We start from the raw sequence: 26,074 nt of genomic DNA on the forward strand, positions 1-26,074 counted from the left end.
TTCGACGAATTGGTGGGCCAGGACGAGGCCCGCCGGGTCCTCTCCGACGCCGCCGGCGGCACCGGCATGACCCACGCGTGGCTGTTCACCGGCCCGCCCGGGTCCGGCCGCTCCACCGCCGCGGTCGCCTTCGCCGCGGCCCTCCAGTGCCCCGACGGCGGCTGCGGCGAGTGCCACGCCTGCCGCACCGCCCTGGGCGGCACCCACCCGGACGTCACGCGCGTCATCCCCGAGGGCCTGTCCCTCGGCGTCGACCAGGTCCGCGGCCTCATCCTCGACGCCTCCCGCGCCCCCACCTCCGGGCCCTGGCAGGTCCTCATCGTCGAAGACGCCGACCGCCTCACCGAGGCCGCCGCGAACGCCCTGCTCAAAGCCGTCGAGGAACCCCCGGAACGCACCGTGTTCCTCCTCTGCGCGCCGTCCACGAACCCCGCCGAGATCTCCGTGACGATCCGCTCCCGCTGCCGCGTCATGGGCCTGCGCCAGCCCCCGCCCGACGCGATCGCCGACCTCCTCGTCGCCCGCGACGGCCTCGACCGCCGCGAGGCCGAACTCTTCGCCGCCGCCGCCCAGGGCCACGTCGGGCGCGCCCGGCGCCTTGCCACGGACGCGGAGGCCCGCGCGAAACGCCACGACGTGCTCCAGATCCCGCGCCGCCTCACCGGCCTCGGCGCGTGCTTCACCGCCGCCGTCGAGCTCATCGAGGCCGCCGAGGCGGAGGCGTCAGGCACGTACACCGAGCGCTCGGCCGCCGAACGCGAGGCCCTGGAGACCGCGCTCGGCAAGGGCGGCACCGGCAAGGGCGCGTCCCGCGCCGCCCGCGGCGCCTCCGCGGCGCTCAAGGAGCTGGAGAAGAAGCAGAAGACCCGCGACACCCGCGCCCAGCGCGACTCCCTCGACCGGGCCCTGGTGGACCTCGCCGCGTTCTACCGCGACGCGCTCGCCGCCGGTTTCGGCGCCCGTGTGGACCCGGTCCACCCGGACATGGCCGACACGACCCGCGCCGCCGCCGCCCGCCTCTCCGCGGAGTCCCTGCTGCGCCGCATCGACGCGATCCTCGCGTGCCGCAAGGCCATCGAGGCGAACGTGCGCCCCCGTATCGCGGTGGAGGCGATGATGCTGTCCCTCTGGCGGGCCTGACCGCCGCACCCCGCTGTCGCACCCCCGCGCCATTGTTGAACCGGGGGACGCTCATTCGCGACACGCCCGACCGCGGGGGCCGTCACTCCCTCATTGCGTCCACAGGTGGTGGATGAACGCGTCCTGCGCCTTCGGGACCTGCCCGCTGCGGCGCCACCGGTACCAGGCGCGCTCCTCGACCACACGCACGCAGAAGTCCCCGTCGGTCTCGAACGGCTCGGAGACGCACCGGAAGTCGTCGCGGAACACCCCGTCGGTCCAGTTCCAGACGCGCCGCCCGATCAGGTTCGGCACGTCGGACGCCGGGTAGGGCCGTCGCACCGGCGGCGCGTCGGGGTCGGAGAGCCGCTCGATGAGGTACCCCGGCCTGGGGGCGCCCGTGCCGGGCTCGGGCCGCTGCACCCACACGTCCTCGGCGGGCACGAGGCTCGCGTACGCGTCCCCGTCGCCGTCCACGGCCCGGTAGTAGTCGGCCTCGGATATCAACGGCACCAGCAGCATCCCGTCGCGCGTCACGGGGTCGTCGGCGCGGAGGTCGAACTGCCACCCGCATCCCAGGGCGCCGGTGAGGACCCGCGAGGAGTGGAGGTCGAACGCCCGTCCCGCGGGCACCGGGACCAGTGCCGGAGGCGGGTCCGGGACCGCGAATGAGCTGTCCGGCAAGCCCAAGGAACGCTCCTGACCTTCTGTGACAACTGCGCGCAAGGGGGACCGGAGAAAGCATAGGGGGTTGGCACACTCTGGGGATTCACGGCCCGGGGGCCGGTCGTAGAGTTCTTCTCACAAGCACCGAACACTTCAAGCACCTGAGGATGGAAGACATGAGCGAGTACGAAGAGCCCGCGGTCGAAGAGGACGTCACCGCTGAGGAGTACTCCGAGGAGGAGACCGCCTACACCTCCGACGAGACCGCCGACTACACCGACGAGTACGACACCGAGGTCTCCTCGGTGACCGAGTCCTTCGACGTGGACGGCGACGGCTACGAGGACAACACGATCACCGCCGACGGGGTCACCCTGATCGACTCGGACGGCGACGGCGACGCCGAGGGCGTGGCGACGGACTACGACGGCGACGGCATCAGCGACGAGCTGATCCTGGACACGGACGGCGACGGGACCCTGGAGTCCTACGCCTCCGACTCCGACGGCGACGGCTACATCGACACCTACGAGTCCGACACCGACGGCGACGGCTTCGTCGACCAGGTCTCCGTGGACTCCAACGGCGACGGCTACGTCGACTCGGTCGCCACCGACACCAACGGCGACGGCTACACCGACGTCGTGGCCTCGGACACCAACAACGACGGCTTCGTGGACGACATCTCGATCGACTCGGACGGCGACGGCGTGGCCGACGCGGTGCTGACCGACGAGAACCAGGACGCGTTCCTGGACACCGTCTACACCGAGACCACCCCCGAGGGCGACTCGTTCCAGTCCCAGACCGGGCAGGTCATCTAACAACCGGGTGCTTGAGACCGGACACCCCTGGCCTCAGTCCTTCCATACGCGAGGGCCGGATGCGACGCATCCGGCCTTTCGTCGCGTCCGGGGTCAGCCGCTGGTGCCGCGCAGCAGCGACATGGCCTCGGCGCGGGTGCGCGCGTCGGACTGGAGGCTCCCGCGGACCGCGGACGTGATGGTGCTGGAGCCCTGCTTCCTGATGCCGCGCATGGACATGCAGGTGTGCTCGCACTCGACGACGACGATGACGCCGCTGGCTTCGAGCGACCGGTAGAGCTGGTCGGCGATCTGGCTGGTGAGCCGCTCCTGGACCTGCGGGCGCCGCGAGTACACCTCGACGAGGCGCGCGAGCTTCGAGAGGCCCACGATCTGGCCGCTGGCCCCGGGGATGTACCCGACGTGGGCGACGCCGGTGAACGGCAGCAGGTGGTGTTCGCAGAACGACTGGACCTCGATCTCGCGCACGAGCACGAGCTCGTTGTGGTTCTCGTCGAAGGAGGTCTTGAGGACTTCGGCGGGGTCGACGCGGAGCCCGGCGAACAGCTCGGCGTAGGCGCGGGCGACGCGCCGGGGGGTCTCCTTGAGGCCGGGGCGGTCGGGGTCCTCGCCGATGGCGGCGAGGATCTCGCGGACGGCGCCCTCGATGCGCCCCAGGTCCACCGCGTCCTCGACGGGGCCGCCGTTGATTCTGCCGTCGATGAGCCGCGCGGCGAGGTTGTCGAGTTCAGCCATGGCGCAAGCTTACGTTTCCGCTCCGACGATCCGAGTGCGCTCTGTCACCCGCCGGAAACACGCGGGCCCGCCTACGCAGGTAGGCGGGCCCGGAAAATATTCGCTCCGTGTTACGCGAGGGGCGTCTGGCCCTCGGTGCCGGGGCCGACCTCGATGCCCTCGTCGGGGCCGTCGACCGGGCGGGACCCGTTCGGCGTGGAGACCGGCGGCTGGCCGAGCTTGCGCTTGTCGGTGCCGTTGAACGGGGACATGGGCGGGCGCTTGACGACGCGCGTCGCGATCCGCTCCAGGTCCTCCTGGTTCAGCGTCTCCTTCTCCAGCAGCTCGGTGACCATCTGGTCGAGGACGTCCCGGTACTCGGTGACGATGGCGTACGCCTCGTCGTGGGCGATCTCGATGAGGGCCCGGACCTCGGAGTCCACGAGGGCCGCGATCTCGTCGGAGTAGTCCTTCTGGTGCCCGTACTCGCGGCCGAGGAACGGCTCGGAGCCGCTGGAGCCGTACTTGACGGCGCCGAGCTTGGACGACATGCCGTACTCGGTGACCATGGCGCGGGCGACCTTGGTGGCCTTCGAGATGTCGTCGGAGGCGCCGGTCGTCGGGTCGTGGTAGACGAGCTCCTCGGCGGCGCGGCCGCCGAGCGCGTACGCGAGCGTGTCGATCATCTCGGAGCGCGTCTGCGTGTACTTGTCCTCGGTGGGCAGCACGAGCGTGTGGCCGAGGCTGCGGCCGCGCGGGAGGATCGTGAGCTTGTGGACGGGCGCGGCGTGCGGGAGCGCGTGGGCGACCAGCGCGTGGCCCGACTCGTGGTAGGCGGTCATCTTCTTCTCGGCGTCGCCCATGACGCGGCCCTTGCGCTCGGGTCCGGCGATGACGCGGTCGATGGCCTCTTCGAGGGCGTCCGCGGAGATCGCCTTCTCGTTGTGGCGGGCGGTCAGCAGGGCCGCCTCGTTGATGACGTTCTCCAGGTCGGCGCCGGAGAAGCCCGGCGTGCGGCGCGCGATCGTGTCGAACTCGACGTTCGGGACGAACGGCTTCCCCTTGGCGTGGACGGCCAGGATCGCCTGGCGCCCTTCCTTGTCGGGGGCGTCGACGGGGATCTGGCGGTCGAAGCGGCCGGGGCGCAGGAGCGCCGGGTCGAGGATGTCGGGGCGGTTCGTCGCGGCGATGAGGATGACGCCGCCGCGCGTGTCGAACCCGTCCATCTCGACGAGCAGCTGGTTGAGGGTCTGCTCGCGCTCGTCGTGGCCGCCGCCCATGCCGGCGCCTCGGTGGCGGCCGACGGCGTCGATCTCGTCGACGAACACGATCGCGGGCGCGTTCTCCTTGGCCTGGGTGAACAGGTCGCGGACGCGGCTGGCGCCGACGCCGACGAACATCTCCACGAAGTCGGAGCCGGAGATGGAGTAGAACGGGACCCCGGCCTCGCCGGCGACGGCGCGCGCGAGGAGCGTCTTGCCGGTGCCGGGCGGGCCGAACAGGAGGACGCCCTTGGGGATCTTGGCGCCGAGCTCCTGGTACTTCTTCGGGTCTTCGAGGAAGTCCTTGATCTCGCGGAGCTCCTCGACGGCCTCGTCGGCGCCGGCCACGTCGTCGAACGTGGTCTTCGGGGTGTCCTTGGACACCATCTTCGCCTTCGACTTGCCGAAGTTGAGGACGCGCGAGCCGCCGCCCTGCATCTGCGACATGAAGAACAGCAGCAGCAGGACGATGAGGACGATCGGCAGGAGGCTCAGCAGGAAGCTCACGAACACGGAGGTCTCGTTGACCTCGGTGTCGAACTTGACGCCCGCGTCCTCCAGCTCGGTGGCGACGGTCTCCATCATCCCCGCGGGGAGGTACGCCTCGACCTGGTCGCCGTTGTTGAGCGTCAGCTGGACGAGCTGCTCCTTGTCGAGGAGGTTCGCCTCCTTGACGCTGCCGTCGTTGATGTCCTTGAGGACCTCGGAGGTGGTGGCCTCGTCGTAGTCGGAGCCGCCGGACCAGAAGCTGCCGATGAGGACCGCGATGAGGGCGATGAGCACGATCCAGACGAGCGGCCTGCGGAAGAACCGCTTCCGCTCAGGTGTGGGTCTCCCGGCGTCGACCACTCGTTTCCTCCTGCTGCGTTCGTCGCGTATTCGAGCGGGGCCGCGGGCGTGCACGGCGCGAGCGCCCCACTGTTCGGCCCTGCTGGGTTTCCTTGGCCGCAAGGCTTTGACACCTCGAACGTACACGGTGTGAAGGATCGGCGTCCCATAGCGTTCGCACCCCGAAGATGGCGCTTCGCGCCGGTCGCCGCCTTTTACCCGCCCCGCCGATAGTCCGTAATTAGTACCACGGGCGGCTTGACTTCGCCCACCCAAGCCTGCGGCGCGAGCGAACGGGTGGCACCCTTGTTACATGACGTCGGAGTTGGTCAACGAGGTGCCGTCAGCCGCGGCGCAGGACGCGGTGTTCGATCCGGATGCGTGGTACGCCGGGCAGATCGAGCGCACCATCATCACCGAGGAGGAGCTCCGCGCGAAGGTCGCCGAGCTCGGCGAGCGGGTCTCGGCGGACTTCGCCGACACCACCGACGAGCTGCTGCTCGTGGGGGTCTTCAAAGGTGCGGTCATGTTCATGGCCGACTTCGCGCGGGCGCTGACGGTCCCGGTGAAGATGGAGTTCATGGCGCTGTCCTCGTACGGGAGCTCCACGACCTCCTCGGGCACGGTCCGCATCCTCAAGGACATCGACTCGGACGTGGCCGGGAAGCACATCCTGGTCGTCGAGGACATCATCGACTCGGGGCTGACCCTGTCGTGGCTGCTCAAGTACCTGGAGGGCCTGCGCCCCGCGTCGGTCTCGGTGGTCTCGATGCTCCGCAAGCCGGGCGTGCAGCGCGTCGACATCCCGGTGAAGTACGTCGGCTTCGACATCCCCAACGAGTTCGTCGTCGGCTACGGCCTCGACTACGCCGAGCGCTACCGCGAGCTCCCCTTCATCGGCGTCCTCAACCCCGAGGTCTACCAGTAGGCGAGCTTCCCCCACCCAACCGTCCGAGGGCCCGCGCATCGCGCGGGCCCTTTCCTCTCGCCCCGTTCACTGGGAGTTCTCCCAGTTTCGCTATAAGCGGAAACCACCGGATCACATCCGGCCGGGACGGGCCCGGAACTGTCGGACCCCCGCCGGAGGATCGCACCTATATCTCCCCTGGGAGGGTGGGGGCTGGGGATGGTAAGACGCCTGCCCCACCCACCCGCCCTGCGGGCGGCGCACGTTCCCGCCCCTACGGGCGGCGCGCGCAGGCGCCCGGTCTCCACTGCCTTGGGTTTCACGTCGGGGGAACTACGGGCGGCGTGCGCGCAGGCGCCCGTCCGCCCTCGCGACCTCGATGCCGCCGGGCAGGAACGCCGGGCCCTGCCCGCGCCACTGCGCGACCAGCGCGTCGACCGCGGCGAGGTGCCGGTGGTTCAGCTCCGCGCCGTCCACCCCCGACTCCAGGACCCACGCCCGCAGCGCCCGCGTCCGCACCGGCCCCGGCAGCGCCGCGAGCCGCTTCGCGTCCAGCGCACCGCCGTCCGCGGCCCCGCGGCCCGAGCCGTCGTCCGGATCGTCGTTCGCGCCCCCGTCCCCGGGCCCGCCGCCGACCGGACCGCCGCCTCCCGCCGCGATCCCGTCCCGGCACTCGTCGAGCGCCGCCAGCGCGAGCGCGTCCAGGTAGTCGGTGTCCTCGCCGACGAGCGCCGCGGTCCGGGCGAGGTTCGCGACGAGCCCGTCGCCGAGGACCGCCACCAGCGAGTCGAGCGCGGGACGCAGCGCCGAGCGCAGGAACCGCGGGTCCTCGTTGTGCGGGTCGGCCCAGGGCCGCAGGCCCCGTTCGGCGCACGCCGCATGCGTGTCGGTGCGCGCGATGTCCAGCAGGGGCCGCCGGTAGCGGCCGCGCACGGCCCGCATCCCGGCGATGCCGCGCGGACCGGCGCCGCGCACGAGCGCCAGCAGCACCGTCTCGGCCTGGTCGTCCCTGGTGTGCCCCAAGAGGACCGCCGCCGCGCCCCACCGCTCGGCGGCCGCGTCGAGCGCCGCGTACCGGGCTTCGCGCGCGGCCCCTTCGGGCCCGCCGTCCGCGCCGACCTCCACGCGCACGGCCTCGGCCGGGTCGAGCCCGGCCCCCCGCGCCCACTCCGCCACCGACGCAGCACGTTCGCCCGAGCCGTCCTGGAGTCCGTGGTCGACGCTCACGAGCCCGGCGCGCAGCCCCATGCGCGGGGCGCAGAACGCCGCGGTGTCGGCGAGTGCGAGCGAGTCGGGCCCGCCGGAGCAGGCGACGAGGACGAGCGATCCCGGCGGGAGGCCGTCGAGGCCGTCCCGGACGGCGGCGCGCAGGCGCGCCACCGCGGGCGGCAGCTTAGGCACGGGCTCCGAGGACGCGGGCGGTCCACAGCTCGGGGCGGTCGATCTCGGCCTCCGTGGGGAGGTTCGCGGGGGCGTCCCAGACGCGGTTGAACCCGTCGAGGCCGCGTTCGCCCACGACGTGGTCGACGAAGCGCCGCCCGGCCGCGTACTGGCGCATCTTCGCGTCGAGGCCGAGGAGCTGGCGCACGAACCGCTGCAGCGTGGTCGGGTTGGTGCGGCGCCGGTCGAAGCGGCGGCGCAGCAGCGCGACGTGGTTGATGGAGGTGCGCCCGACGCCGTCCATGACGGCCTCCGCGTGCCCCTCCAGGAGCGTCATGAGCGCCTGGATCTGCGAGATCGCCTGGCGCTGTTCGGGACTGGTCACCGCGGTCATGACGTCGGTGCCGGGGCCCTGCGGCGGCTCGTCGTCGCGGGCGGAGGCGAGGGCGCGGCGCACGGCGAGCGCGAGGCCGGCCGCGGAGGACCGGTCGGGTTCGGCGGCGTCGAAGAACGTCTGGATGAGGCCCTCGAAGTGGCCGCGCATCCACGGGACGGCCGTGAACTGGGTGAGGTGCGCGGCCTCGTGGACGGCGATCCACAGGCGGAACTCGCGCGAAGGCAGGCGCAGGCGCCGCTCGACCTCGACGATGTTGGGGGCGACGAACAGGAGCCGCCCGGTGTCGGAGGAGAACGTCTCGAACTGGCCGAGGACCCGCGACGACAGGAACGCGAGCACGGCGCCGGCCTGGACGCCGGTGAGCCGCGCGGCGGCGCTGGGGACGCCGGTCTCCTCCACGTCGGCGCCGAGGCCGTCGAGGAGGCGCCGGAACCCGGCGATGTTGATGCGGCTCCAGCGGATGCGGTCGACGACGTCCACGGGCGCCTGCGCGGCGGGGACGAGCCCGGTGTACTCGGTGACCAGGTCGATCGCGGTGCGCGCGTGGCGGTGGAGGTCGGCGACGACGTCGAGGGCCCCTTCGGGGCTCATGCGCGGCCCGCCCTTGCTGAAGGCCCGCGAGCACGAGGCGGCGGTCCGCCAGTCGACTGACGGCAGCATCGGGTTTCCTGCGGGCGGCGCCATCGTCCAAGCCTATCCAGAGCGCAGTCGTCTCGCCACCATCCCGCGCAAGCGGGTCCGAACCGGCCCGGTCCCGGCAAAAGCGCGCGCACGGATTCAAATATCGAACGACTTGAAAGTTTCGGGCCCCGGATGTTACGTTCTCTCCAGGCTCGCAACATCTTGCATGGATTGCGGGCAGGAATTGCACAGGGAGCAACAATGCCTCACTCCATCGCCAGGCGGACGCTCGCCGCCGCAGGCGGGGCCGCCCTCACCGCGGCCGCCGTGCTCGCCGCCGCCTACCCGCAGACCGCCCCCGACACCCCCGCCGACCTCGCCCCCGCAGCCGCCCTCGGCGGCGGCGATTCCATCCTCAACATGTTCGAGTGGACCTGGAACTCCATCGCCGCCGAATGCGACGGCGCCCTCGCCGACTCCGGCTACACCTACGTCCAGACCTCCCCGCCCCAGGAGCACATCCTCGGCACCGACGCCTCCTCCGGCGAACAGGACGCCTGGTACATCCACTACCAGCCCGTCAGCTACGAGATCGAGTCCCGCCTCGGCACCCGCGCCGAATACGCGAACATGGTCGCCGCCTGCGAGGCCAACGGCATCGGCGTCATCGCCGACGTCGTCATCAACCACATGGCCGCCGGATCCTCCACCCAGACCCGATACGGCTGGAACGGCAGCGAGTACCGCCAGTTCTACTACCCCGACGCCGGATACGACGCCGACGACTTCCACAACACCGGCTCCAGCTACTGCGAGATCTCCGACTACACCAACCGCACCCAGGTCCAGGAGTGCCACCTCGTCGGCCTCAACGACCTCAACACCGGCTCCACCCACGTCCGCCAGACCATCGCCGCCTACCTCGACGACCTCATGAGCCTCGGCGTCGCCGGATTCCGCGTTGACGCCGCCAAGCACATCTCCGCCACCGACCTCGGCGCCATCATGGACCTCGTCGACGGCGACCCCTACATCGTCCAAGAGGTCATCGGCGCCGCCGGCGAACCCATCACCGAGGCCGAGTACACCGGCATCGGCGACGTCCAGGAGTTCTCCTACTCCTACGACCTCAAGAACCACATCAACGGCTCCTCAGAGGCCCGCTACCTCACCACCATGGGCACCTCCTGGGGCTACACCTCCCCGGCCGGCGTCTTCGTCGCCAACCACGACACCGAGCGCGGCTCCCTCACCATGAGCTACAAGAACGGCCAGGACTACCTCCTCGGCGAGGCGTTCATGCTCGCCTACCCCTTCGGCACCCCCGCCTCCTACACCGGCTACTCCTTCTCCGCCAACCACTCCGGCCCGCCCCTCAACGCCGACGGCTCCGTCGCCGACGTCAACTGCGGCTCCGACGCCTTCACCTGCATCCACCGCTCCCCGTACATGATCGGCATGGCCGGATTCCGCGCCGCGACCGCGGGCGACGCCGTCGTCAACACCTGGGGCTCGGGCGACGCCCTCGCCTTCGGCCGCGGCGACTCCGGCCACGTCGTCGTCAACGCCGGGACCTCGTCGATCACCCAGACGTTCACGACCTCGCTGCCCAACGGCTCCTACGTCGACGTGATCTCCGGCTCGACGGTCACCGTCTCCGGCGGGACCTTCACCGCGACGGTCGCCGCCAAGACCGCGCTGGCGATCTATGTCGGCAACGACTCCGGCGGCGGCAACGGCGGCACCGACAACTGCGTCCAGGTCAGCGCGTACGTGACCGGCACGAGCGTCGGCGACGAGGTCTACATCGTCGGCTCGGTCCCGCAGCTCGGCAACTGGACCCCGATCGCCTCCGCCCACCTGTCGGGCACCGGCTACCCGTACTGGAAGGCCACGGTCTCGGTCCCGGCCGGGACGTCGTTCCAGTACAAGTACGTGATCGTGCGGGCCGACGGGAGCCTCACCTGGGAGTCCATCGGCAACCGCTCGGCCACCGTCCCGAGCACCGGGTGCCTCGCCCTGAACCAGACCTGGAACACGGCCTGACCCCGTTCCCGCCCATAGGAAGAGGGCCCCGGGCGCGATGCGCCCGGGGCCCTTTGACGTACTTCCTGAAGCGCCCTTCAGGCGCCTTCAGCGCGGCTTCAGGTCCGCCGGCCCATCATGGACGGGCCGCAGAAAGGAGGAGGCCGATGAACCAGACCGACTAGCAGCCGCAGCCGCTCAGCAGCCGCAGAGCGCGACGCCCGTCGCGATCCCGTCCAGCGCCGCCTCGACCGCCACCTCGCCGTTGGTCGCACCGTTGCTGATGAGGGAGAAGACGAGCTGGCGTCCGTCGACGGTGGTCAGCGTCCCGGTCAAGGAGCTCACGCCGGTGAGCGTGCCGGTCTTGGCCCGCACGACGCCCTTGCCCTCCTCGGCCGAGCCGAACCGGTCGTGGAGCGTCCCGGAGTACCCGGCGACCGGCAGGGACCCGAAGACCGCCGACGACTTGGACCCGGCCGCGCCGAGCAGCAGCTGCGTGAACGCGTTCGCGGTCATGCGGTTCGTGGGGGACAGGCCCGAGCCGTCGTAGAACACCAGCCCGGTGTTGTCGACGCCCAGGCCCTCCAGGGTCGCCAGGTGCACCGAGGACATCGCCGCCCACGTCATCTCGCCCTCGACGACCAGCGCCGTCTGGAGCGACACCGCGTCGGCGAGCAGGTTGTCGGAGGTCAGGATGAGCTCGTCGACCAGCGCCGCGAGCGGCGCCGAGTAGACCACGGCCAGCTCGGCCGCGCCCGCCTCGGCGGTCCCGTCGGCCACCGTGGCGGCCCCGAGGAGGTCCGCGAACTGCTCGGCCGCGACCTGCGCCGGGTCGGAGTAGTGCTGCGCGTACTTCTGGGTGTTGTCCACGCGGCCGCCGTCGACCATGAACGGCGCCATCGGCGCGGTCGCGGTCTCCAGGTCCGTGGTCGGCACGCCCTCGGCCTTCGGGTTGTCGGTGAACACGCTCGTGTCCAGGTAGACCGTGGCCGGGGCGGTGCCGCCGCGCGCCTCCAGCACCAGGTCGGCGAGCTCCTGGAGGCTCGCGCCGTCGGCGTACTCGGTGTAGTAGCCCTCGCCGTCGACGGTCAGCGTCACGTCGCCGCCCGCGACGAGCACGACGCTGTCCTCGGTCGGGCCCTCGACCACCGTCGTCGGGATGCGGTACTCGGCGCCGAGGTGCTCCAGGGCCGCGACGGCCGTGACCACCTTCATCGACGACGCGGGCGCGAGCGGCGTCGCCCCCTCCTGCTCGAACAGGACCTCACCGGTGAGCGCGTCGGCGAACGACGCCGACAGGCTCCCGTTCAGGCCCGCGTCGGCGAGCAGCGACGGGAGCACCGACTGGAGGTCCGGCACCGGCGCGTCGGCGTTCGTCGCGGCCAGGACCTGCGCCGGAGCGGCCGGCGGGTACGCCTCGGGCGTGGTGAACGTGCCGGTCCGCGGAGCGGCGACCGCCGAGATCTGCCACACCAGGCCGCCCGCGGCGGCTACGGTGACCAGGACCGCCAGCGCCGCGAGCACGCCGGTCAGGACCCGGCGGCGCCGCCGCGGCCCCTGCTTCTGGGGCCGCGCCGGAGCGGGCGCGGCGGGCCGGGCGTGTGGCGTACTACTCGCGACCTTGGGGTCGGCGTTGTCGCTGAGGGACATGCACAGAGACTAGGCCATGGAGACACTGCACAGGAGCCTGGAGGAGGTCGGCCGATGGAGTTCGACGTGACCGTCGAGATCCCCAAGGGGAGCGCCAACAAGTACGAGATCGACCACGAGACCGGTCGCATCCGCCTGGACCGGACGCTGTTCACCGCCACGGTGTACCCGGCCGACTACGGTTTCATCGACGACACCCTGGGCCAGGACGGCGACCCGCTGGACGCGCTGGTGCTCGTCGAGCCCACGTTCCCCGGCTGCGTGATCCGCGCCCGCGCGATCGGCATGTTCCGCATGCGCGACGAGAAGGGCGTGGACGACAAGGTCCTCTGCGTCCCCGCGGAGGACCCGCGCAAGGACCGCTTCAAGGACATCGCCGACGTCCCCGAGTTCGACCGCCTGGAGATCCAGCACTTCTTCACGGTCTACAAGGACCTCGAACCCGGCAAGAGCGTCGAGGGCGCCACCTGGACCGGCCGCGCCGAGGCCGAGGAGGAGGTCCGCCGCTCCTTCGACCGCGCGAAGGCCGCCGGATACCACTCCAACCACTAGACGACACGCCGAAGGGGCGGCCCGGGCTCGCGCCCGGACCGCCCCTTCGCCGTCTTCAGCTCCCCTTCAGCGACCCCGAGGCACCATCGGCACCGGGGGCCCTGCTTACTACACCCGAGGGTAGGTCGCGACCGTCTTCAGCCTGCCTTCAGCTACGCGCGGGCACCCTTGATGCAGGGGGCCCTGCTTACTACACCCGAGGGTAAGTCGGGTCCGTCTTCAGCCAGGCTTCAGGTGCTCGCGGGCATCATCGGCACCGGGGGTGCTGCTTACTGCACGCGAGGGTAGCTTTCGGCCGGTCAGGCGCCGACGATGTCCAGGAGCCAGGGTTTGGAGCGGGTCGCGGGTTCGGAGAGTTGGACCTTCCAGCCCTGCCCGGCGAGGAAGTCGCCGAGTTCGGCCGCGGACTCGGGGCGGGCGCCGCCGGCGAGGAGGGCCCGGGCGACCTCGCCGCGGGTGGCCTTCGCCATGTGGGTGACGACGCTGCGCCGCCCGTCGGCGTCCTCTTTGAACACGCGCACGGACACGCCGCGGTCCTTGGGGCCCCACACCTGCGCGTACGCGCCGGAGCGGAGGTCGACCACGAGTTCGTCGCGCGCGCCGAGCACTTCGGCGACCGCCGGGCGCCACAGCTTCGCGAGGGTCTCGGTGCCGGGGAGCTTCGCGCTCATCGGCATCCGGTACGGCGGCACCCGGTCGGAGGGCCGCAGGAGCCCCCACAGCGGGGACGCGATGAGGACCTGCTCGCCGTCGGGCAGGTCGCCGAGGCCGAGCCGGTCGTAGAGGACGCCGTTGTACAGCTCCCAGGCCGCGAGGGTCGGGGCGCTGCGCAGGGTCCGGTTGGCCTGGACGTAATGCCGCTGCGTCGCAGGGAGTTTCAGGGTCCGCACGGCCGCCTCCTCGTCGGCGCACAGCTCGACGAGCCGGTCGACCAGGAGTTCGCGGATGGGGTTCAGCGCCGGTGAGGAGAGTCGCCCGAGGTCGAGGGACGGACCGTCGCCTTGGACGGCCTTCCCCTCTGACGGCGGCAGCAGTATGAGCACAGCAGGCGAGTCTACCTGCCCGTCCGCCTGGTGCCGCCGGGGCCGCACCCGCGCGGCGGGCCTCCCGGGTTTTCACCCGACCGGGGGTGCGCGGGCGGGCGGCGATCCGCTATAGTACATATGTTCGATTCCAGCGGGAGCGGGCCCGCCCCCACCGAGGGCCACGTGTGACGCCGGGTCGAATAGGCGCGGCGGCGGTTCTCCGCGACTGCCGCCGCGCCGTCCAGCGGCGGCGCCGAGCCCACACCGCCCGCCGCGGGTTCCACCGCCACCGGCCCGGCGGTGGAGCCTGCCCGGAAGCCGCCCGGACCCGGTCCGCGAGCCGCTCCCGCCATCCTGCCCGACCCCTCCGACATTCCGAGTGCCCCAGGCCATCCGGATGCCGCCACCTGCGCCCCGTCCGCCCGGATGCGGTAAGGTCCCCGGCAAGGGCCTCTAGCTCAATGGCAGAGCTGCGGACTTTTAATCCGTAGGTTCTCGGTTCGAGTCCGAGGGGGCCCACTCTTGCAATCTCCTGACCAGCAGTTTATTCCTGAAGAGCCTTCGAGAATCAGTCCTGAGAACGTTTTCCAAGACAGTTTTGTGGATGACCTTTGGATGGAGCTGCTGCTCAGTCTTAGTGGACGGTGCCGGTCGAAGCTGCTGCTTGCTCGCTCGGCGGGCTCAACGGGAGCATGGAGCTCGGGGCCGACAAATGGTGTTCGGCGCTGGCGGGGTCATCCTTGAGCTCTGCCCCTCCGGATAGATGGGGCATAACTGGCTTACGCTCCACCTGAAGAAGCTGGAGGACGGGGGCCGTTCCAGCGCTTCATGGAGCACCTTGCGTTCCTGAGGGATGGCGCCCGGGTTTGGGAGCTGTCGGAAGCCTGATCGCTAGGAGGACGCCGTGTCAAGGATCGACCACATCAACAATCCTGATGCACCTCCTCCCAACAGCGTGGTGCCCTCAGCGGTTGCGTTCATCGAGAACGAGCACGGTGAGGTCCTGCTCATCAAGCGGTCTGACAACGGCGACTGGGCGCTTCCCGGTGGGGCGCACGACATCGGCGAGAGCATCGAGGACACCGCCGTCCGTGAAGCGAACGAAGAGACCGGCCTCGACATCGAGGTCACTGGGCTGATCGGTGTCTATACGAATCCCAACCACCTGAGCCGCTGCGTGTCGGGGCCTGTGAGAACTTTCTATTCATCTTCAAGGCGGCCTTGCGGCCGCTGCCGCGTGGCCGGCCTGCGGTCCGGTCCTCGCTGCGCTGCGGGCGGTCCTCGGCCGGCCACGGGCCGGGGACGCCTTGATGATGGGAAAGAAAGGTTCCGGCCGGCACCCTTGGCCGGGGACCCCTGCGGGCGCGCGCTCAGGTCGGATTACGGGCGATCCCTGCGGGCCCGCCCTGTCGCTTGGGCGAGCGTATCGCGCGCCCGCCCCCAGCCAATGAACCCGACCTTCAAAAGCCGGTTAAGAGTGATGGGCTGAATTAAGCGTTGTCCCGTAAGCGGTGGGTGGGCCATGATCAGTTCGTTTCGGGGGCGCTTCCGATGGCGCCAGCATCGCGCAGCGACTTCCCCAGCGGCCCGGTGAGGATGCGGGGATACCGGCGCCACCACCACCAGTCGGGCTCACGAAGCTTATGGAACTGGGAGAGCGCTGCGCCGTCGTCGGCGATGGTCGCGGCCGTGAAGCGGTTGTCCAGGGCCATCAGCCTCGGCGTCCAACCCTGGACTACGAAGTCATGGAGCAGCCCGGATGCCTCCCGGAGCCAGTTCCGGTTGTAGAGGTCGTTGGTGTACTCGTGGATGGTGTGGCTATAGCCCTGTTCGACCTCGCCCACCAGCCGCTCCCACTTGTCGACCATCTCAGCGACGGTGAACGCCTTCCGCCAGCCGTCCTGATGCAGCCGCTCGCCCACCTCAACCTCGCCATACGTACTCATCGCGACAGGTTCTCACAGACATCCTGCAGGTCGAACGGGTATCTCGCCTGGTGAGCGTGCGACCGCTCGCTCATCTGGAGTCTCCCGAATCGGATGCCGTTGGAGCGCAATAGATCATGATGTTGTGTCAGGAGTGATCGCGGCGAGGGACGAATCGATGGTGCTCCTGTTCAGCGGGCTGAGTCCTGGCTGGTTCGCCAAGCTGGTCCGCCAGCTTCGCCGGGAAGGCGCCGATCCTGCGCTCCGGGGCCGCCCTTGGAAACTCGCCTTCGAGGATCGGGTGCTGCTGGTCGCAGCTTACTGGCGTACCAACCTCACGATGCGCCAGATCGCGGCGTTGTTCGGCACTTCGAAGTCGGCTGCCGACCGGATCATCGATGACCTTGCGCCGAAACTTGCGCTCCGCCCAAGGCAGCGGTATGCGCCGGAGACGGTGTTGATCGTCGACGGCACCCTGGTTCCGACCAGGGATCACGCCGTCGCCGCCAAGTCGAAGGACTACCGGTACTCGACCAACCATCAGGTGGTTATTCACGCCGACACGCAGCTCGTGGTCGTGGTCGGGACACCGCTGCCGGGCAATCGCAACGACTCGGTGGCCTTCGGCGCCTCCGGCGTCGACTACGCCACCCGCACCGCGACAGTCATCGCCGATGGCGGCTACCAAGGCACCAAAGCGGTGATCCCACATCGGCGCAGGGACAAGGACGAGCCGCTTACCGACTGGAAGGAGGCGCACAACGCCTCCCACCGGCGCGTCCGCGCCCGCGTCGAGCACGCCTTCGCACGATTAAAAGGATGCTGTCGGTTAACGCTGAAATCCGACATTCATACTGATATTTCTCGGTTAGGCTGTATTGGTTACCCCACCTGTCCTCGGGGAGGGTGCGATGGTGCTGGATTCGGTTGCGGCCGAGCGGGTTCCGGAGCTGACGGATCGGGTGGTGCGTGCGGCGTTCCCGAAGGGGACGTTGGCGGTGCGGGTCCGGGAGGTGCTCGGTCCGGTGTTCGATGACGAGCGGTTCCGGTCGGCGTTCTCGACTACCGGGCGCCCGGCGATCGCGCCGGGCCGGCTGGCGCTGGTCTGCGTGCTCCAGTATGTCGAAGCGCTGTCCGATCGTGCTGCGGCCGAAGCGGTCCGGGCCCGAATGGACTGGAAGTACCTGCTCGGTCTGGAGCTGGACGATCCGGGCTTTCACTACTCGGCTCTGAGTGAGTTTCGCTCCCGGCTGTGCCGCCATGGCCTCGAAAGCGCCGTGCTCGAGGCCGTGGTCGACCGGTGCCGGGCGGCCGACCTGATTGCCGAGGGCGGTGAGGTGCGCGTCGATTCGACCCGGATCGTCTCGGCCGCAAAGGTGTTGAACCGGATGGAGTTCGTCGCCGAGACCCTGCGACTGGCCTTGGAGACGATCGCGGTTGCGGCCCCGGATTGGCTGGCCGAGCGAATCGATGCCGACCAGCAGGCCCGCTATGACCGCCCTATCGACCAGTGGAAGCTCCCCGCGGGCCCGAGCGATGTCGGCCGCTGGGTCGCCACCGTCGGCGCTGACGGCTACGGGCTGCTGGAGGCCGTGGACACCGCGGCTGCGGTCGATGACCGCTTCGACTGGCTGCTCCGGCTGCCCGCTGTGGTGGTGCTGCGCCGGGTCTGGGGCCAGCAGTTCCGACCCGACGCCGAGGGCAAGGCCGTGTGGCGCAGGGGAAAAGAGCTCCCGGCAGGGTGTGAGTTGATCGAGACGCCGCATGACCCCGATGCCCGGCCCGGCTTCAAGCGCGGGACCGGTTGGACCGGCTGGAAACTGCATCTCGCCGAGACCTGCGGCGACACCGAACGGCCGAACCTGATCTGCCACGCCGACACCACCGATGCCGCTGCCGCCGACATCGCTCGTCTCGACGCGATCTTGGAGTCGCTGCCCGCCCCGGCGGCGGTCTATGGCGACACCGGTTACATGAGTATCCACAAGGTCCTCGGCGCCGCCGCGCGCGGCATCGACCTGGTCGGGCTCATGCGGTCGGCGAACCAGTCGGGCCGCCTGTTCGACCAGGCCGCTTTCAGCATTGACTGGAAACACCGGACTGCACGCTGCCCGGGCGGACACCCGCCTGCGCTCTGGACGAGGGCGACCAACCGGGCCGGGCATCCGGTCAGCACCATCAAATGGAGCGCGGACACCTGTAACCCGTGCCCGCTCCGAGCCGAGTGCACGAATGCCAAGAGCCACAAGTGGGGACGCCAGCTGACGGTGCTGCCTTACCGCGAGCACCAAGCCCTCGTCGAGCACCGGGCCCAAGAGTCCACACCCGAGTGGCGGGCGCGTTACCGGCGCAGGGCCGGCGTCGAGGGCACCATCAGCCAGACCCTCCACCGCACCCGGATCCGACGCAGCCGCTACCGCGGACGGCGCAAGACCCATCTCGGGCACTGCCTAGCGGCTGCCGCCATCGACCTGATCCGCATCGACGCCTGGGCCCAAGGCTGCCACCGCGCAACGACCAGAACCACCCACCTCGCCAGAGTCCGCCTGAAAAGTCCGACACCGGCGTTAACCGACAGCATCATGAAGACCTGGAAAGTCCTGCGGGACTGCCGCCTTCGAGGCAACGGTGTCGGCGTCGCGATGCTCGGCATCGCCCGCCTCCACAACCTCGCGCGCACCGCTTGAACCGAGCCCGACCACGGAGGCAACAGTCGATCTGCCGCCCTTAAAACCAATAACGGGACAACGTTTAAACCAGTACGCCAATCTAGGCACCTTTGCGGAGGCGTACGTTGACCTGTTCGCCGAGGAGTCGGTCCGGTCCGTCGATCGCGTCGATCAACGCCTTGACATGCAGGTCGTAGCAGGCCTCGATCAGGTCGGCGAGGGTGGCGACGACCGTCCGGCCATGACGCCAGCCGAGGAACAACGTGACGACCCCGGCCAGCCCGGCAGGCCACCAGAGGATGCCGAGCAGCAGGTAGAGCACGCCCCATGCCTGCCATACGCGGGCGGCCGTGAAAGCCTGCCCGGCCTGTCGGACCTCGTCGCGCGCGGTGTCCGGTAGGAGCAACCATAGTCGGGGCCAGCTGAACGTGAGGTCCAAGCCGTACTCCGCCCACACCCGCTGGCCAGAGGCGGCCAGGCGGTCGCCGCTCCAGGTCGCCTGGGTCGGTTTCGCCAACGCAATTGCATTACGGACGGAGGCGAGGCGGGCGGCTTCGTCGGTGCCCGCGGTCGCTGTCCGGAAGGCGACATCGGCGGCGAGCCACCGGTTCATTCGCTGCTGCGCCCGCCACCGAGGCCAGTTGCGCAACCACAGGTACCTGAGCACCCGGGACAGGCCGGCACAGACGATCCCGGCCGTACACGCGGCGAGCCCGGCGGCCAGGACTGCGAACAGTGCTGGCACCGGACGGTGATTGAACTGGTCGGCCAGCTGCTGCCCAGCATCGACCAGTCGGGCGATGTCCACGCTGTGCCGCATGCCCAGCTCGACCGCGGTGGCGACGGCCGCCACGAACAGCAGGCCAGGGAAGGCGAGGGCGTTTACGAAGCGCTGTGCCAAATGTTTGCCGGTCTCGGCAAGTAGACCGGAAATCGGTTCGTTCATCGCTGCCACGCCAGCGACTCGCCGAACAGGTCGCACGCGCCGATGGGTTCGCCTGGTACCCGGGACTCGTAGCGCGTGCAGACCCGGTGCGGGCAAACGTATCTGCCCCCGGGCGGCGGCGTCGGCATCTGCCCGGACCGGCCGAACTCCACGTCGGGGCCGCGGCCGTGAGTTTCGAGACCCAGGAAGCGCCACAGCTCGGCCAGTTCCGCGGGGGCGGTGGCCGCGTCGGTGCCGATCGCAGTCACAGTCTGTTCTAGCCGGCCCAGCCAACCCTGCTGCGTCGCCGCCGCGCGTATCTGCGGAAGCGTGCGGCAGAACTCGGCGAGTCGGCTTTCCTCCGTCGTCACCCCTCATGCCCTCCGTTGTCGGTATGTTCGAGTTCCCTGAGGCGCAGCAGCCAGCGTGCCCCGGCGGGAAGGTCGTGCTGCTCGGCAAGGAGCGTGAGCAACACACCGATTGTCTGACGGTCGCCCGCTTCGGCGGCTTTCTCCAGGTACGGGCGAGCCTCATCCAGCCGATCAAACTCGAACAGCATCGATCCGGCCCGAAGGGCGGCGTCCGCGTCACCGGCGTCCGCCGCGCGACGGAACCAGGCCAGCGCGTCGGGCCGCCGGTTGGTCTGGGAGAGCAGGACTCCCAAGTTGAACCAGGCGGTCGGGTCGCCGAGCTCGGCTGCACGGCGCAGTGGTGGCTCGGCGCCGGCGTGATCGTCCTGGGATCGGCGGACGTTAGCGAGTGCCAGGAGCGCGGTGATGTCGTCGAGGTCGGCCGCCCGTGCGAACGCCGTCTCGGCCTCGTCGAGCCGCCCGGCCTCACGGTGCAGATATCCCAGCTCGACCGTGGCGGCCGTCAGCTTGGCGTCGGCGGCTCGCTCGAACCAGCCGACGGCCTCGTCGTCGCGACTCTGTTCCCGGGCCAGGACGCCAGCGCTGAACCTCACTATCCGGGCGAGGCTCGCGGATGCTTCAGCGTCGCCGTTGTCGACGAGGGACGCCAGGAGGCGGATCGCCTCGTCCGTCCGTCTCTCCTCGAGTAGTTTGATGGCCAGGTAGCGGGTCGCCGTTGGATGACCGGCCGCCGTCTGCTCGCGCAGCCACTGCTCGGCTCGCTCACTGCGGCCGGCCTGGTCAAGCACCGCGAGGTAGGCGCCGACTGGTTGAGGGTGGTCGGTCTCAGCGAGTGGCAGCAGTATCGACTCCGCTTCGTCGAAGCGGCCGCGGTCGGCGAGTATCCGGCCGTAGATCATCTGGGTGGTGATATCGCCGACGGCGATCGACTGTCGGCCCAGCTCCTCCGCCTCGGCGGTTCGGCCCGAGGAGTTGAGCACGGTGATCAGTCCCGCTCGAGCGCCCGGGTGACCATCCGCTATCGCTGCACGCAAGAGCTGTTCCGCGTCGTCGGGACGGCCGTCCTTGAGAGCCTGGGTCGCAGTCGCCAGCGTTTTGTCGGTCATCGCTCCCCCAGGTGGACTAGGCCAGCCCAGCCAAGCGGGGCCTGAGGATGGGCTGCTCGGGCGGCCCGGACGGTTTCGTGCAGAGCAAGGGCCGGGTCGACAGCGGATGTGGGGGCAAGTCGCTTATAGAGGTCGACGCCGAGGTCGGCTGCGGTCTCGTCATCGACGGTCCACATCGTGCCGATTACGTGGTGGAAGCCGACGACTTGCATGGCGGTGGCGAGGGAGATGTTCTCCTCGGCCATTCCCCCGGCGACCCGAGCACTGGCGCAGGTCAGGAGAATCGCCAGTGTGCCGCGTCCGCGTGCGGTCCGTACCGCCCGCAGGTCCGCGATGGTGATCGAGCCGTCGTGCAGCAGCAGTCTGCCGGCTGACGGTTCGAGGTTGTCGATGTCGGTGTGGCAGGCGAAGTGGGCCCAGCCGCATTCGCGCAGCGCGGCGACTGTCGCGGCCATGGTGGCAGCGTCATCGAGCAGCACCGGAGCGGCAGGGAACCGTTCCGCGAAGGCCCGCCGCTCCCGGTCGACCCCAGCGAGCTGGCGGTGGCCTGGGGTGTTGGCCATGGCCACCAGCAGCGGCTCCTTGGTCGCTGGCGTGCGTCCCCAGTTGGGGTAGAGGTCGCGCAGGGTCGTCACGTAGCTCGACACCGCCCTGTCGATGACGTTTTCTCCGGGTATGCCGTGGTGGCCGGCCGCGTGCAGCGGCAGGAACTTCAGATACCCCACCGGGTACCAGCGCAGTCGCGGCCACCGACCGGTGGGCGGGCCGTCGATGCCAAGTGCGGCCAGCACGGGTGACGCGATCTCGTCCCACAGCCAGCCCAGCGTCCAGCTGACCACCTCGCGGGCGCGCAGTAGTTGCGCAAGTCGGAGCGTGCTGGCGTCCTCGCCGAGCAATCGGTTGAGCGCCGTCTCCCAAGCCAGGACGCAGAAGTCCAGTTCGGCCCGGCGCACCCTGGGCAACGGCACCACAGTGATGCCGCGGTGGTCCACAATGAGCGCATCGCTGCGGGTCTGGTCGGAGTTGACCAGCACGATCGGCGGCTCGGCCTCGCCCGGTTGCAGGTCGGCGAACGTGGGTGGCGCTAGGAAGTCCGCGAATCCGGGCAGCGCCCGAGCCTGGTCGACGAGGGCGGTCCACTCGCGGACGAGGGCGTCGCGTGCCTCCAACTGCCCGGGTTCCAAGTCGGCGAACGGGTCGACCTCCAGCATTGACTGCACCCGGGCCAGCTGGTCGGCGAGTTCGGGATCGGCCGCGTGCAGGTCGTCGTAGCGGTTGTGGCCGCTGGCGGCCTGCCGCAGCAGCACGGACTGTCCGCGTTCGAGCAGTTCGACCGCTCGTTCGGGCTGGCCGGCGGTGAGTGCCCAGGCGGCGGCGCGGGAGGCCAACTTGCGGTGGTGCCGGATGAGACCTTCCCGGTCGCTGCGGCTCAAGCCCCGCCAAGCGAGGAGTTCGAGCAGTTCGACCGCCCGGCCGTAGCCGTCTAGGGCGAGCACTGGGTCGTCGCGTCCGGCGCCGAGTTCTCCGAGCTGCCAGGCCGCGTCGATCCGCAACCGGACCGGCTCGCTGACTTGATCAGAGGCGCGTCGCAGCAAGTCGGCAGCCTCGTCGCTGTCCGGGGATTGCTCGATCAAGGCCCGCCCGAGGTGCAGCATCGTCGCCCCGGTGTTCCCGGGCAAGGTGAGAGCGTCGCGCAGCAGGGCGATGGCCCGTTCGCGGCCCTCTTCGGTGTGCTCATTGAGGTGCGTGATAGCGGAGTTGGTGACCATCAACACGCGGAATGGCGACTCCGTCGAGGTGGCATCAACCGCGTCGGCGTACAGCGCGAGTGCTTCGTCGTGATCTGCTGCGTCCCCGGTCAGCCTATGGCGAGTGTTGAGCGCGGCGGCTAGATTGGACAGGTGCCGACCGTGCCGGGGGTGGCCGGGAGGTGTTGCTTCGGCGCAGCGGCGCATGACCTCGACCGCTTCGTTCGCATCGTCCACGGTGCGGGTCCGCGCGGCCCGCGCCAGCAGGCACCCGCCGAGGGTGTTGAGCACGACGGGGTCCGGGCGGGTGCCGGGTAGGCGTGACGCCTCGGCGAGGCGTGCCGAAGCGATTGCGTCCTCGAGGGCGCGGGTGTCGCCGGTATGCGTGTAGCGGCTCTGCAGGAGGCTGGCCAGAGTGCCGGCGCTCCTCTCCATGTCGGGATGGCGGCTTGGCAAACCGGCGACGGACCGGCGCGCCAAGTCGATCGCCTCGTCAAGTTGGCGGAGATCGCCAGTGCGCAGGAAAAGCTCGCGCACCGAAATCGCAAGCCCATTGAGGCTGGTCGCCCGGTCGAACCGATCCAGTCCGCGGTGGGCCAGCGCGGCACGTGCTGCCTCGATCGCAGCCGTCAGGTCCCCACGAGCCGACTGTTCCCATAGCATCATCTCGGCAACGGAAAGACTACTGTGGTAGATCTGCGCTCGGTTCGGATCGGCTTCCACGCGGGCGTGGATGGCCGCCAGCACGTCGTCGATGCCGTCCGTCGGTCCAACCTGGTCGGACCGTTTGAGCAATGCGTTCGCCAGTGCGATCAGTCGCCTATCGTACTGCGGATGAGACTCCGGTGTCGCCTCGAGGGCTTGTCGCATGACCGTGATGGCCTCATCGAGCACCGCGCCCGGGTCGTCAGCCACGCGATGCTCCTGTTCCAGGAGGCGCCCGTAGGCGACGAGCACCTTCGGGTCGCCGGGATGCCGAGCGACCAGCTCCCGGGCCCGGTCGATAGCCTCCCGCAGCGCCCGCACGTCGCCGCCCTCGAGGTAGGAGTCGGCCAGAATCTGGCCGAAAGCGATGTGAGATCCGATATCGGTCGAGTCGTCGATGACGCCTCGCATAAGGTCGTTGGCTTGGGTCAGGTCGTCGTTGTTGCCGCCGACCAGATAGCGGAGGTAGAGCTGTACGGCGAGGGTGGCGACCTGCTCCGGGTCAGGGGTCGGCCGGTTGACGGCCACTGTGAGCGCGTCGATCACCTCGCTGCCAGCCTCCTGGCCGGCGGGTTCGGTCCAATCGTCGATCAGGCGTGCCAGGACGACGGCGAGCGCGGCCCGCTGCGGGTGGTGCCGGGGCAGCTGCCGCATCGCAGTGAGGAGAAGTTCGCGGCGGTCGTCGGCGGCGGTAGGTTGACTACGGCTGAGCAGGATGGCCAGGTTCGCCTTGGCCGCGGAGTGATACGAGGCGGACGGGTCGCCGTCGGTCACGACCGTGCGAAGCATGCCGATGACCTCGTCCACGAGTTCGGGCGGCGCTTCCTCCCCTGCGTCGCGAATGAGCAGCGCCGCGAGGTTGCCGCGAGCGAACTCCCGGTCGTTGTCGCTGGTTACCGTCGCCAGGGCCCGCCGGGCGAGGGTAATCGCCTGGTCGAAGGCGCCCGTCCGCTCGGCCACAATCTGGGACAGGTAGACGAGAGCGGATGAGCGAACCGAGCCGATCGACTCTCCGATCGCAACGGCACCGCGCAGGGCAACCTCGGCCGGTTCAAAGAAGTCAACGTCGCCGGTGGCGCTTGCCAACTCAATTATGGTGGCCCCCGCACGCACAAGCAGCTCGGCACGGCGGTCGGCTGGCAGCAGGTGCTGTTCGGCCGCGCGCAAGAACTTGCCCGCGGCTTCCCTGACAACCTCGACATCGCCGGTCTGGTCGAACTGCCACAGCAGCTCACTGGCGCGTTGCTCAGCCAGGTCGGTCATCTTGATCGTCCCGGTGCGCAGCAGCTCGCAGTCTTTGGCAAGCGGCTCCGGCACGATTTCTGGATGGTCTACGTGGAGCATCGCGAAGAGACTGAGCGCCGAGGCGGCGTCGGCCGCAGCATCGTGGTCGTCGCCGGTGTCGTAGGCAAGCGCAAACCGTTCCTCGCCCTTGTAGGTGATGACTTGGAGCGGGACGCTGCTTTCGCCGACGAATGCATAGCCACGCGCCTCGTACCGGAGCATGTGGAGCCGGGCGACCGCGAGCATCACCTTGTCGTCAGCGAAGGCCTCCGGCATCAGAGATTTGGCCAGAGCAGTAGTTGTGTCGGCGAGCAGGGGCGTGCCGTCGCCGGTCTCGTCAAATCGAGCCAGGATTCGCTGCAGGTCAGCGAGCTTCTCAACCATCCCGGTTCACGCATTCCAGGATTTCCAGACGGGCGAGGGTTGGGTCTTCGTTGAAACCAGTCATTCCTCCGTACCCGACAACCTGGTCATAGCAGACCTGTCCCGTGCTCAGTCTGAACGGGGCATCGTTGAGGTCGATAACTTGGGTGCCCTTCACTCCGCCAGACTCGTACTCGATCTCTAGGGTGAACTCGTACGCGGTCGCCGTGTCGAGTGAATATCCATCTTCAGTCGTGAAGACTTCGACGAGCACGTACGGCTTCTCCGTGGGAGAGACATCGATCGTTCTGGTGTCAAAGAACTTCTCGCCGGTCATCTCACCGTACTCATCTCGCACGAAGGGGCCGTGATCAGCTTGCCCGAGGGGGATCGCCATGGCATCAACCTCTCCTCCGCCACAGGTTTCGAGCCCTAGATGGGATTGCATCGGGAGCGGTTCGGCCTCGGCCACGTTGGCTCGGATGTCGTAGATGGTCACCATGTGGTCCAGCTCCGTCTGCAAGGTGAACTCGATGACCAGACTCCCCGTTGCATATGCCCCGGCGTTCAGGGCATCGCCGATGTAGACATCTTCATCAGTGGAATAGACCTGTTCAGTGTCGAGAAACGGTGTGGCAGTGGCCTCCATGCCTTCAGCGAAGTCGACCCGAGCGCATACATTGTTGAGCTGGGTGATAGTAGCCAGAAAGTCGGGGGACTCTCCTGCCGCTGGCGAAACTCCCTCGGTATCGGTCGCCTCGAGGAGAGTAGATTCCGTCGACTCCGGGTCCTCTGGCTCGTCAGCGCCTCGGTCGAAGCCTGGCAGAAGGAGGGCGGCTGCGAGGAGCACCGAGGTAGTACCACCCACGGCGGAAACAACTCGCCAGGCCTTGCGTGATGGAGGAAACGCAACCATGTGTCGTCCGAGGTCGGGCCAGAGCCATGCGAGGTGATCGAGGGCGATCATGTCGCCAGCGTGGGTGCCTGATTTGGCGACGGTCATGCCGA

19 protein-coding genes, 1 tRNA gene and 3 pseudogenes are annotated in these 26,074 nt (G+C 69.4%); 10 read left to right on the forward strand and 13 right to left on the reverse strand.

Going from position 1 to position 26,074, the window contains the following annotated elements; translation table 11 throughout:
* Positions 1–9 precede the first annotated feature (9 nt).
* On the forward strand, positions 10–1,140 hold the full coding sequence (locus tag AB0A65_RS13065) for a DNA polymerase III subunit delta' (protein WP_359950846.1): 1,131 nt from the start codon (positions 10–12) through the stop codon (positions 1,138–1,140).
* A gap of 90 nt (positions 1,141–1,230) precedes the next feature.
* Here the strand turns inward: AB0A65_RS13065 and AB0A65_RS13070 are convergent, their stop codons facing one another.
* On the reverse strand, positions 1,231–1,803 hold the full coding sequence (locus tag AB0A65_RS13070; protein ID WP_359950761.1) for a hypothetical protein: 573 nt from the start codon (positions 1,801–1,803) through the stop codon (positions 1,231–1,233).
* Between the two features lie 158 nt (positions 1,804–1,961).
* Here AB0A65_RS13070 and AB0A65_RS13075 point away from each other — a divergent pair, with 158 nt between their 5' ends.
* Complete coding sequence (locus AB0A65_RS13075; protein WP_359950763.1) at positions 1,962–2,609, forward strand: hypothetical protein; 648 nt, start codon at positions 1,962–1,964, stop codon at positions 2,607–2,609.
* A 93-nt stretch (positions 2,610–2,702) separates the two neighbouring features.
* Here AB0A65_RS13075 and folE read toward each other — a convergent pair whose 3' ends face one another.
* Together folE and ftsH are read right to left on the reverse strand one after the other, a co-directional pair.
* A complete protein-coding gene (gene folE / locus AB0A65_RS13080; RefSeq protein WP_359950765.1) occupies positions 2,703–3,344 on the reverse strand; it encodes a GTP cyclohydrolase I FolE in 642 nt (213 codons plus the stop codon).
* A gap of 110 nt (positions 3,345–3,454) precedes the next feature.
* Positions 3,455–5,434, reverse strand: a complete 1,980-nt coding sequence (ftsH, locus tag AB0A65_RS13085; RefSeq protein WP_359950767.1) for an ATP-dependent zinc metalloprotease FtsH — start codon at positions 5,432–5,434, stop codon at positions 3,455–3,457.
* Positions 5,435–5,726: 292 nt separating this feature from the next.
* Between ftsH and hpt the strand changes: the two genes are divergently transcribed.
* The gene (gene hpt / locus AB0A65_RS13090; protein WP_359950769.1) at positions 5,727–6,341 is read left to right on the forward strand and encodes a hypoxanthine phosphoribosyltransferase; all 615 of its coding nucleotides are present in this window, start codon (positions 5,727–5,729) and stop codon (positions 6,339–6,341) included.
* 312 nt (positions 6,342–6,653) lie between these two features.
* Here hpt and tilS read toward each other — a convergent pair whose 3' ends face one another.
* Positions 6,654–7,721: a tRNA lysidine(34) synthetase TilS gene (gene tilS / locus AB0A65_RS13095; RefSeq protein WP_359950771.1), complete on the reverse strand. Its 1,068-nt coding sequence runs from the start codon at positions 7,719–7,721 to the stop codon at positions 6,654–6,656.
* Positions 7,714–8,757 carry a zinc-dependent metalloprotease gene (locus AB0A65_RS13100; RefSeq protein ID WP_359950773.1) on the reverse strand — a complete coding sequence of 348 codons (1,044 nt, stop codon included), beginning with the start codon at positions 8,755–8,757 and terminating at the stop codon, positions 7,714–7,716. The genes tilS and AB0A65_RS13100 overlap by 8 nt, the downstream gene beginning before the upstream one ends.
* A gap of 222 nt (positions 8,758–8,979) precedes the next feature.
* Between AB0A65_RS13100 and AB0A65_RS13105 the strand changes: the two genes are divergently transcribed.
* Positions 8,980–10,764, forward strand: a complete 1,785-nt coding sequence (locus tag AB0A65_RS13105; protein WP_359950775.1) for a carbohydrate-binding module family 20 domain-containing protein — start codon at positions 8,980–8,982, stop codon at positions 10,762–10,764.
* Between the two features lie 177 nt (positions 10,765–10,941).
* On the opposite strand, the gene dacB is transcribed toward AB0A65_RS13105, so the two are convergent.
* Positions 10,942–12,393, reverse strand: a complete 1,452-nt coding sequence (dacB, locus tag AB0A65_RS13110) for a D-alanyl-D-alanine carboxypeptidase/D-alanyl-D-alanine-endopeptidase (RefSeq protein ID WP_359950777.1) — start codon at positions 12,391–12,393, stop codon at positions 10,942–10,944.
* Between the two features lie 54 nt (positions 12,394–12,447).
* Between dacB and AB0A65_RS13115 the strand changes: the two genes are divergently transcribed.
* Positions 12,448–12,945 carry an inorganic diphosphatase gene (locus AB0A65_RS13115; protein ID WP_106364117.1) on the forward strand — a complete coding sequence of 166 codons (498 nt, stop codon included), beginning with the start codon at positions 12,448–12,450 and terminating at the stop codon, positions 12,943–12,945.
* 299 nt (positions 12,946–13,244) lie between these two features.
* Here AB0A65_RS13115 and AB0A65_RS13120 read toward each other — a convergent pair whose 3' ends face one another.
* Positions 13,245–13,988 carry a peroxide stress protein YaaA gene (locus tag AB0A65_RS13120; RefSeq protein WP_359950780.1) on the reverse strand — a complete coding sequence of 248 codons (744 nt, stop codon included), beginning with the start codon at positions 13,986–13,988 and terminating at the stop codon, positions 13,245–13,247.
* Positions 13,989–14,417: 429 nt separating this feature from the next.
* On the opposite strand from AB0A65_RS13120, the gene AB0A65_RS13125 reads away from it, so the two are divergent.
* Positions 14,418–14,489 (forward strand) — tRNA-Lys (locus tag AB0A65_RS13125).
* Positions 14,490–14,874: 385 nt separating this feature from the next.
* Positions 14,875–15,138: pseudogene (locus AB0A65_RS13130) on the forward strand (NUDIX domain-containing protein); the annotation flags it as partial.
* A gap of 358 nt (positions 15,139–15,496) precedes the next feature.
* Here the strand turns inward: AB0A65_RS13130 and AB0A65_RS13135 are convergent.
* Positions 15,497–15,916, reverse strand: a complete 420-nt coding sequence (locus tag AB0A65_RS13135; protein ID WP_359950782.1) for a hypothetical protein — start codon at positions 15,914–15,916, stop codon at positions 15,497–15,499.
* A 124-nt stretch (positions 15,917–16,040) separates the two neighbouring features.
* Here AB0A65_RS13135 and AB0A65_RS13140 point away from each other — a divergent pair, with 124 nt between their 5' ends.
* The 3 genes and pseudogenes from AB0A65_RS13140 to AB0A65_RS13150 all read left to right on the forward strand — a co-directional run.
* Entirely contained in the window at positions 16,041–16,931 is an 891-nt protein-coding gene (locus tag AB0A65_RS13140; protein ID WP_359950784.1) for a transposase, read from the forward strand.
* Positions 16,909–18,363 (forward strand): annotated as a pseudogene (locus AB0A65_RS13145) (transposase); the annotation flags it as partial. The gene AB0A65_RS13140 and the pseudogene AB0A65_RS13145, both read left to right, overlap by 23 nt.
* Before the next feature lie 108 nt (positions 18,364–18,471).
* Positions 18,472–18,582 (forward strand): annotated as a pseudogene (locus tag AB0A65_RS13150) (IS5/IS1182 family transposase); the annotation flags it as partial.
* An 82-nt stretch (positions 18,583–18,664) separates the two neighbouring features.
* On the opposite strand, the gene AB0A65_RS13155 reads toward AB0A65_RS13150, so the two are convergent.
* Genes AB0A65_RS13155 through AB0A65_RS13175 form a run of 5 tightly spaced genes read right to left on the reverse strand, consistent with a single transcriptional unit; the run spans position 18,665 to position 26,069 of the window.
* On the reverse strand, positions 18,665–19,510 hold the full coding sequence (locus AB0A65_RS13155; protein WP_359950786.1) for a hypothetical protein: 846 nt from the start codon (positions 19,508–19,510) through the stop codon (positions 18,665–18,667).
* Positions 19,507–19,860 carry a hypothetical protein gene (locus AB0A65_RS13160; protein ID WP_359950788.1) on the reverse strand — a complete coding sequence of 118 codons (354 nt, stop codon included), beginning with the start codon at positions 19,858–19,860 and terminating at the stop codon, positions 19,507–19,509. The genes AB0A65_RS13155 and AB0A65_RS13160 overlap by 4 nt, the downstream gene beginning before the upstream one ends.
* Positions 19,857–20,966: a tetratricopeptide repeat protein gene (locus tag AB0A65_RS13165; protein WP_359950790.1), complete on the reverse strand. Its 1,110-nt coding sequence runs from the start codon at positions 20,964–20,966 to the stop codon at positions 19,857–19,859. The genes AB0A65_RS13160 and AB0A65_RS13165 overlap by 4 nt, the downstream gene beginning before the upstream one ends.
* Positions 20,963–25,087, reverse strand: coding sequence for a CHAT domain-containing protein (locus tag AB0A65_RS13170; protein ID WP_359950792.1), 4,125 nt, complete (start codon positions 25,085–25,087; stop codon positions 20,963–20,965). The genes AB0A65_RS13165 and AB0A65_RS13170 overlap by 4 nt, the downstream gene beginning before the upstream one ends.
* Positions 25,080–26,069 carry a hypothetical protein gene (locus AB0A65_RS13175; RefSeq protein WP_359950850.1) on the reverse strand — a complete coding sequence of 330 codons (990 nt, stop codon included), beginning with the start codon at positions 26,067–26,069 and terminating at the stop codon, positions 25,080–25,082. The genes AB0A65_RS13170 and AB0A65_RS13175 overlap by 8 nt, the downstream gene beginning before the upstream one ends.
* Positions 26,070–26,074: the final 5 nt, after the last annotated feature.

Origin of the sequence: Glycomyces sp. NPDC047010, assembly GCF_040644205.1 — a bacterium.
Lineage (GTDB): Bacteria > Actinomycetota > Actinomycetes > Mycobacteriales > Micromonosporaceae > Glycomyces.

Bases quoted from the DNA above. Each gene is read 5' to 3' on its own strand.
- dacB (WP_359950777.1), bottom strand. From the start codon at position 12,393: ATGTCCCTCAGCGACAACGCCGACCCCAAGGTCGCGAGTAGTACGCCA.
- AB0A65_RS13175 (WP_359950850.1), bottom strand. From the start codon at position 26,069: ATGACCGTCGCCAAATCAGGCACCCACGCTGGCGACATGATCGCCCTC.
- AB0A65_RS13115 (WP_106364117.1), top strand. From the start codon at position 12,448: ATGGAGTTCGACGTGACCGTCGAGATCCCCAAGGGGAGCGCCAACAAG.
- hpt (WP_359950769.1), top strand. From the start codon at position 5,727: ATGACGTCGGAGTTGGTCAACGAGGTGCCGTCAGCCGCGGCGCAGGAC.
- AB0A65_RS13165 (WP_359950790.1), bottom strand. From the start codon at position 20,966: ATGACCGACAAAACGCTGGCGACTGCGACCCAGGCTCTCAAGGACGGC.
- AB0A65_RS13075 (WP_359950763.1), top strand. From the start codon at position 1,962: ATGAGCGAGTACGAAGAGCCCGCGGTCGAAGAGGACGTCACCGCTGAG.
- AB0A65_RS13155 (WP_359950786.1), bottom strand. From the start codon at position 19,510: ATGAACGAACCGATTTCCGGTCTACTTGCCGAGACCGGCAAACATTTG.
- AB0A65_RS13100 (WP_359950773.1), bottom strand. From the start codon at position 8,757: ATGCTGCCGTCAGTCGACTGGCGGACCGCCGCCTCGTGCTCGCGGGCC.
- AB0A65_RS13105 (WP_359950775.1), top strand. From the start codon at position 8,980: ATGCCTCACTCCATCGCCAGGCGGACGCTCGCCGCCGCAGGCGGGGCC.
- folE (WP_359950765.1), bottom strand. From the start codon at position 3,344: ATGGCTGAACTCGACAACCTCGCCGCGCGGCTCATCGACGGCAGAATC.
- AB0A65_RS13170 (WP_359950792.1), bottom strand. From the start codon at position 25,087: ATGGTTGAGAAGCTCGCTGACCTGCAGCGAATCCTGGCTCGATTTGAC.
- AB0A65_RS13135 (WP_359950782.1), bottom strand. From the start codon at position 15,916: ATGAGTACGTATGGCGAGGTTGAGGTGGGCGAGCGGCTGCATCAGGAC.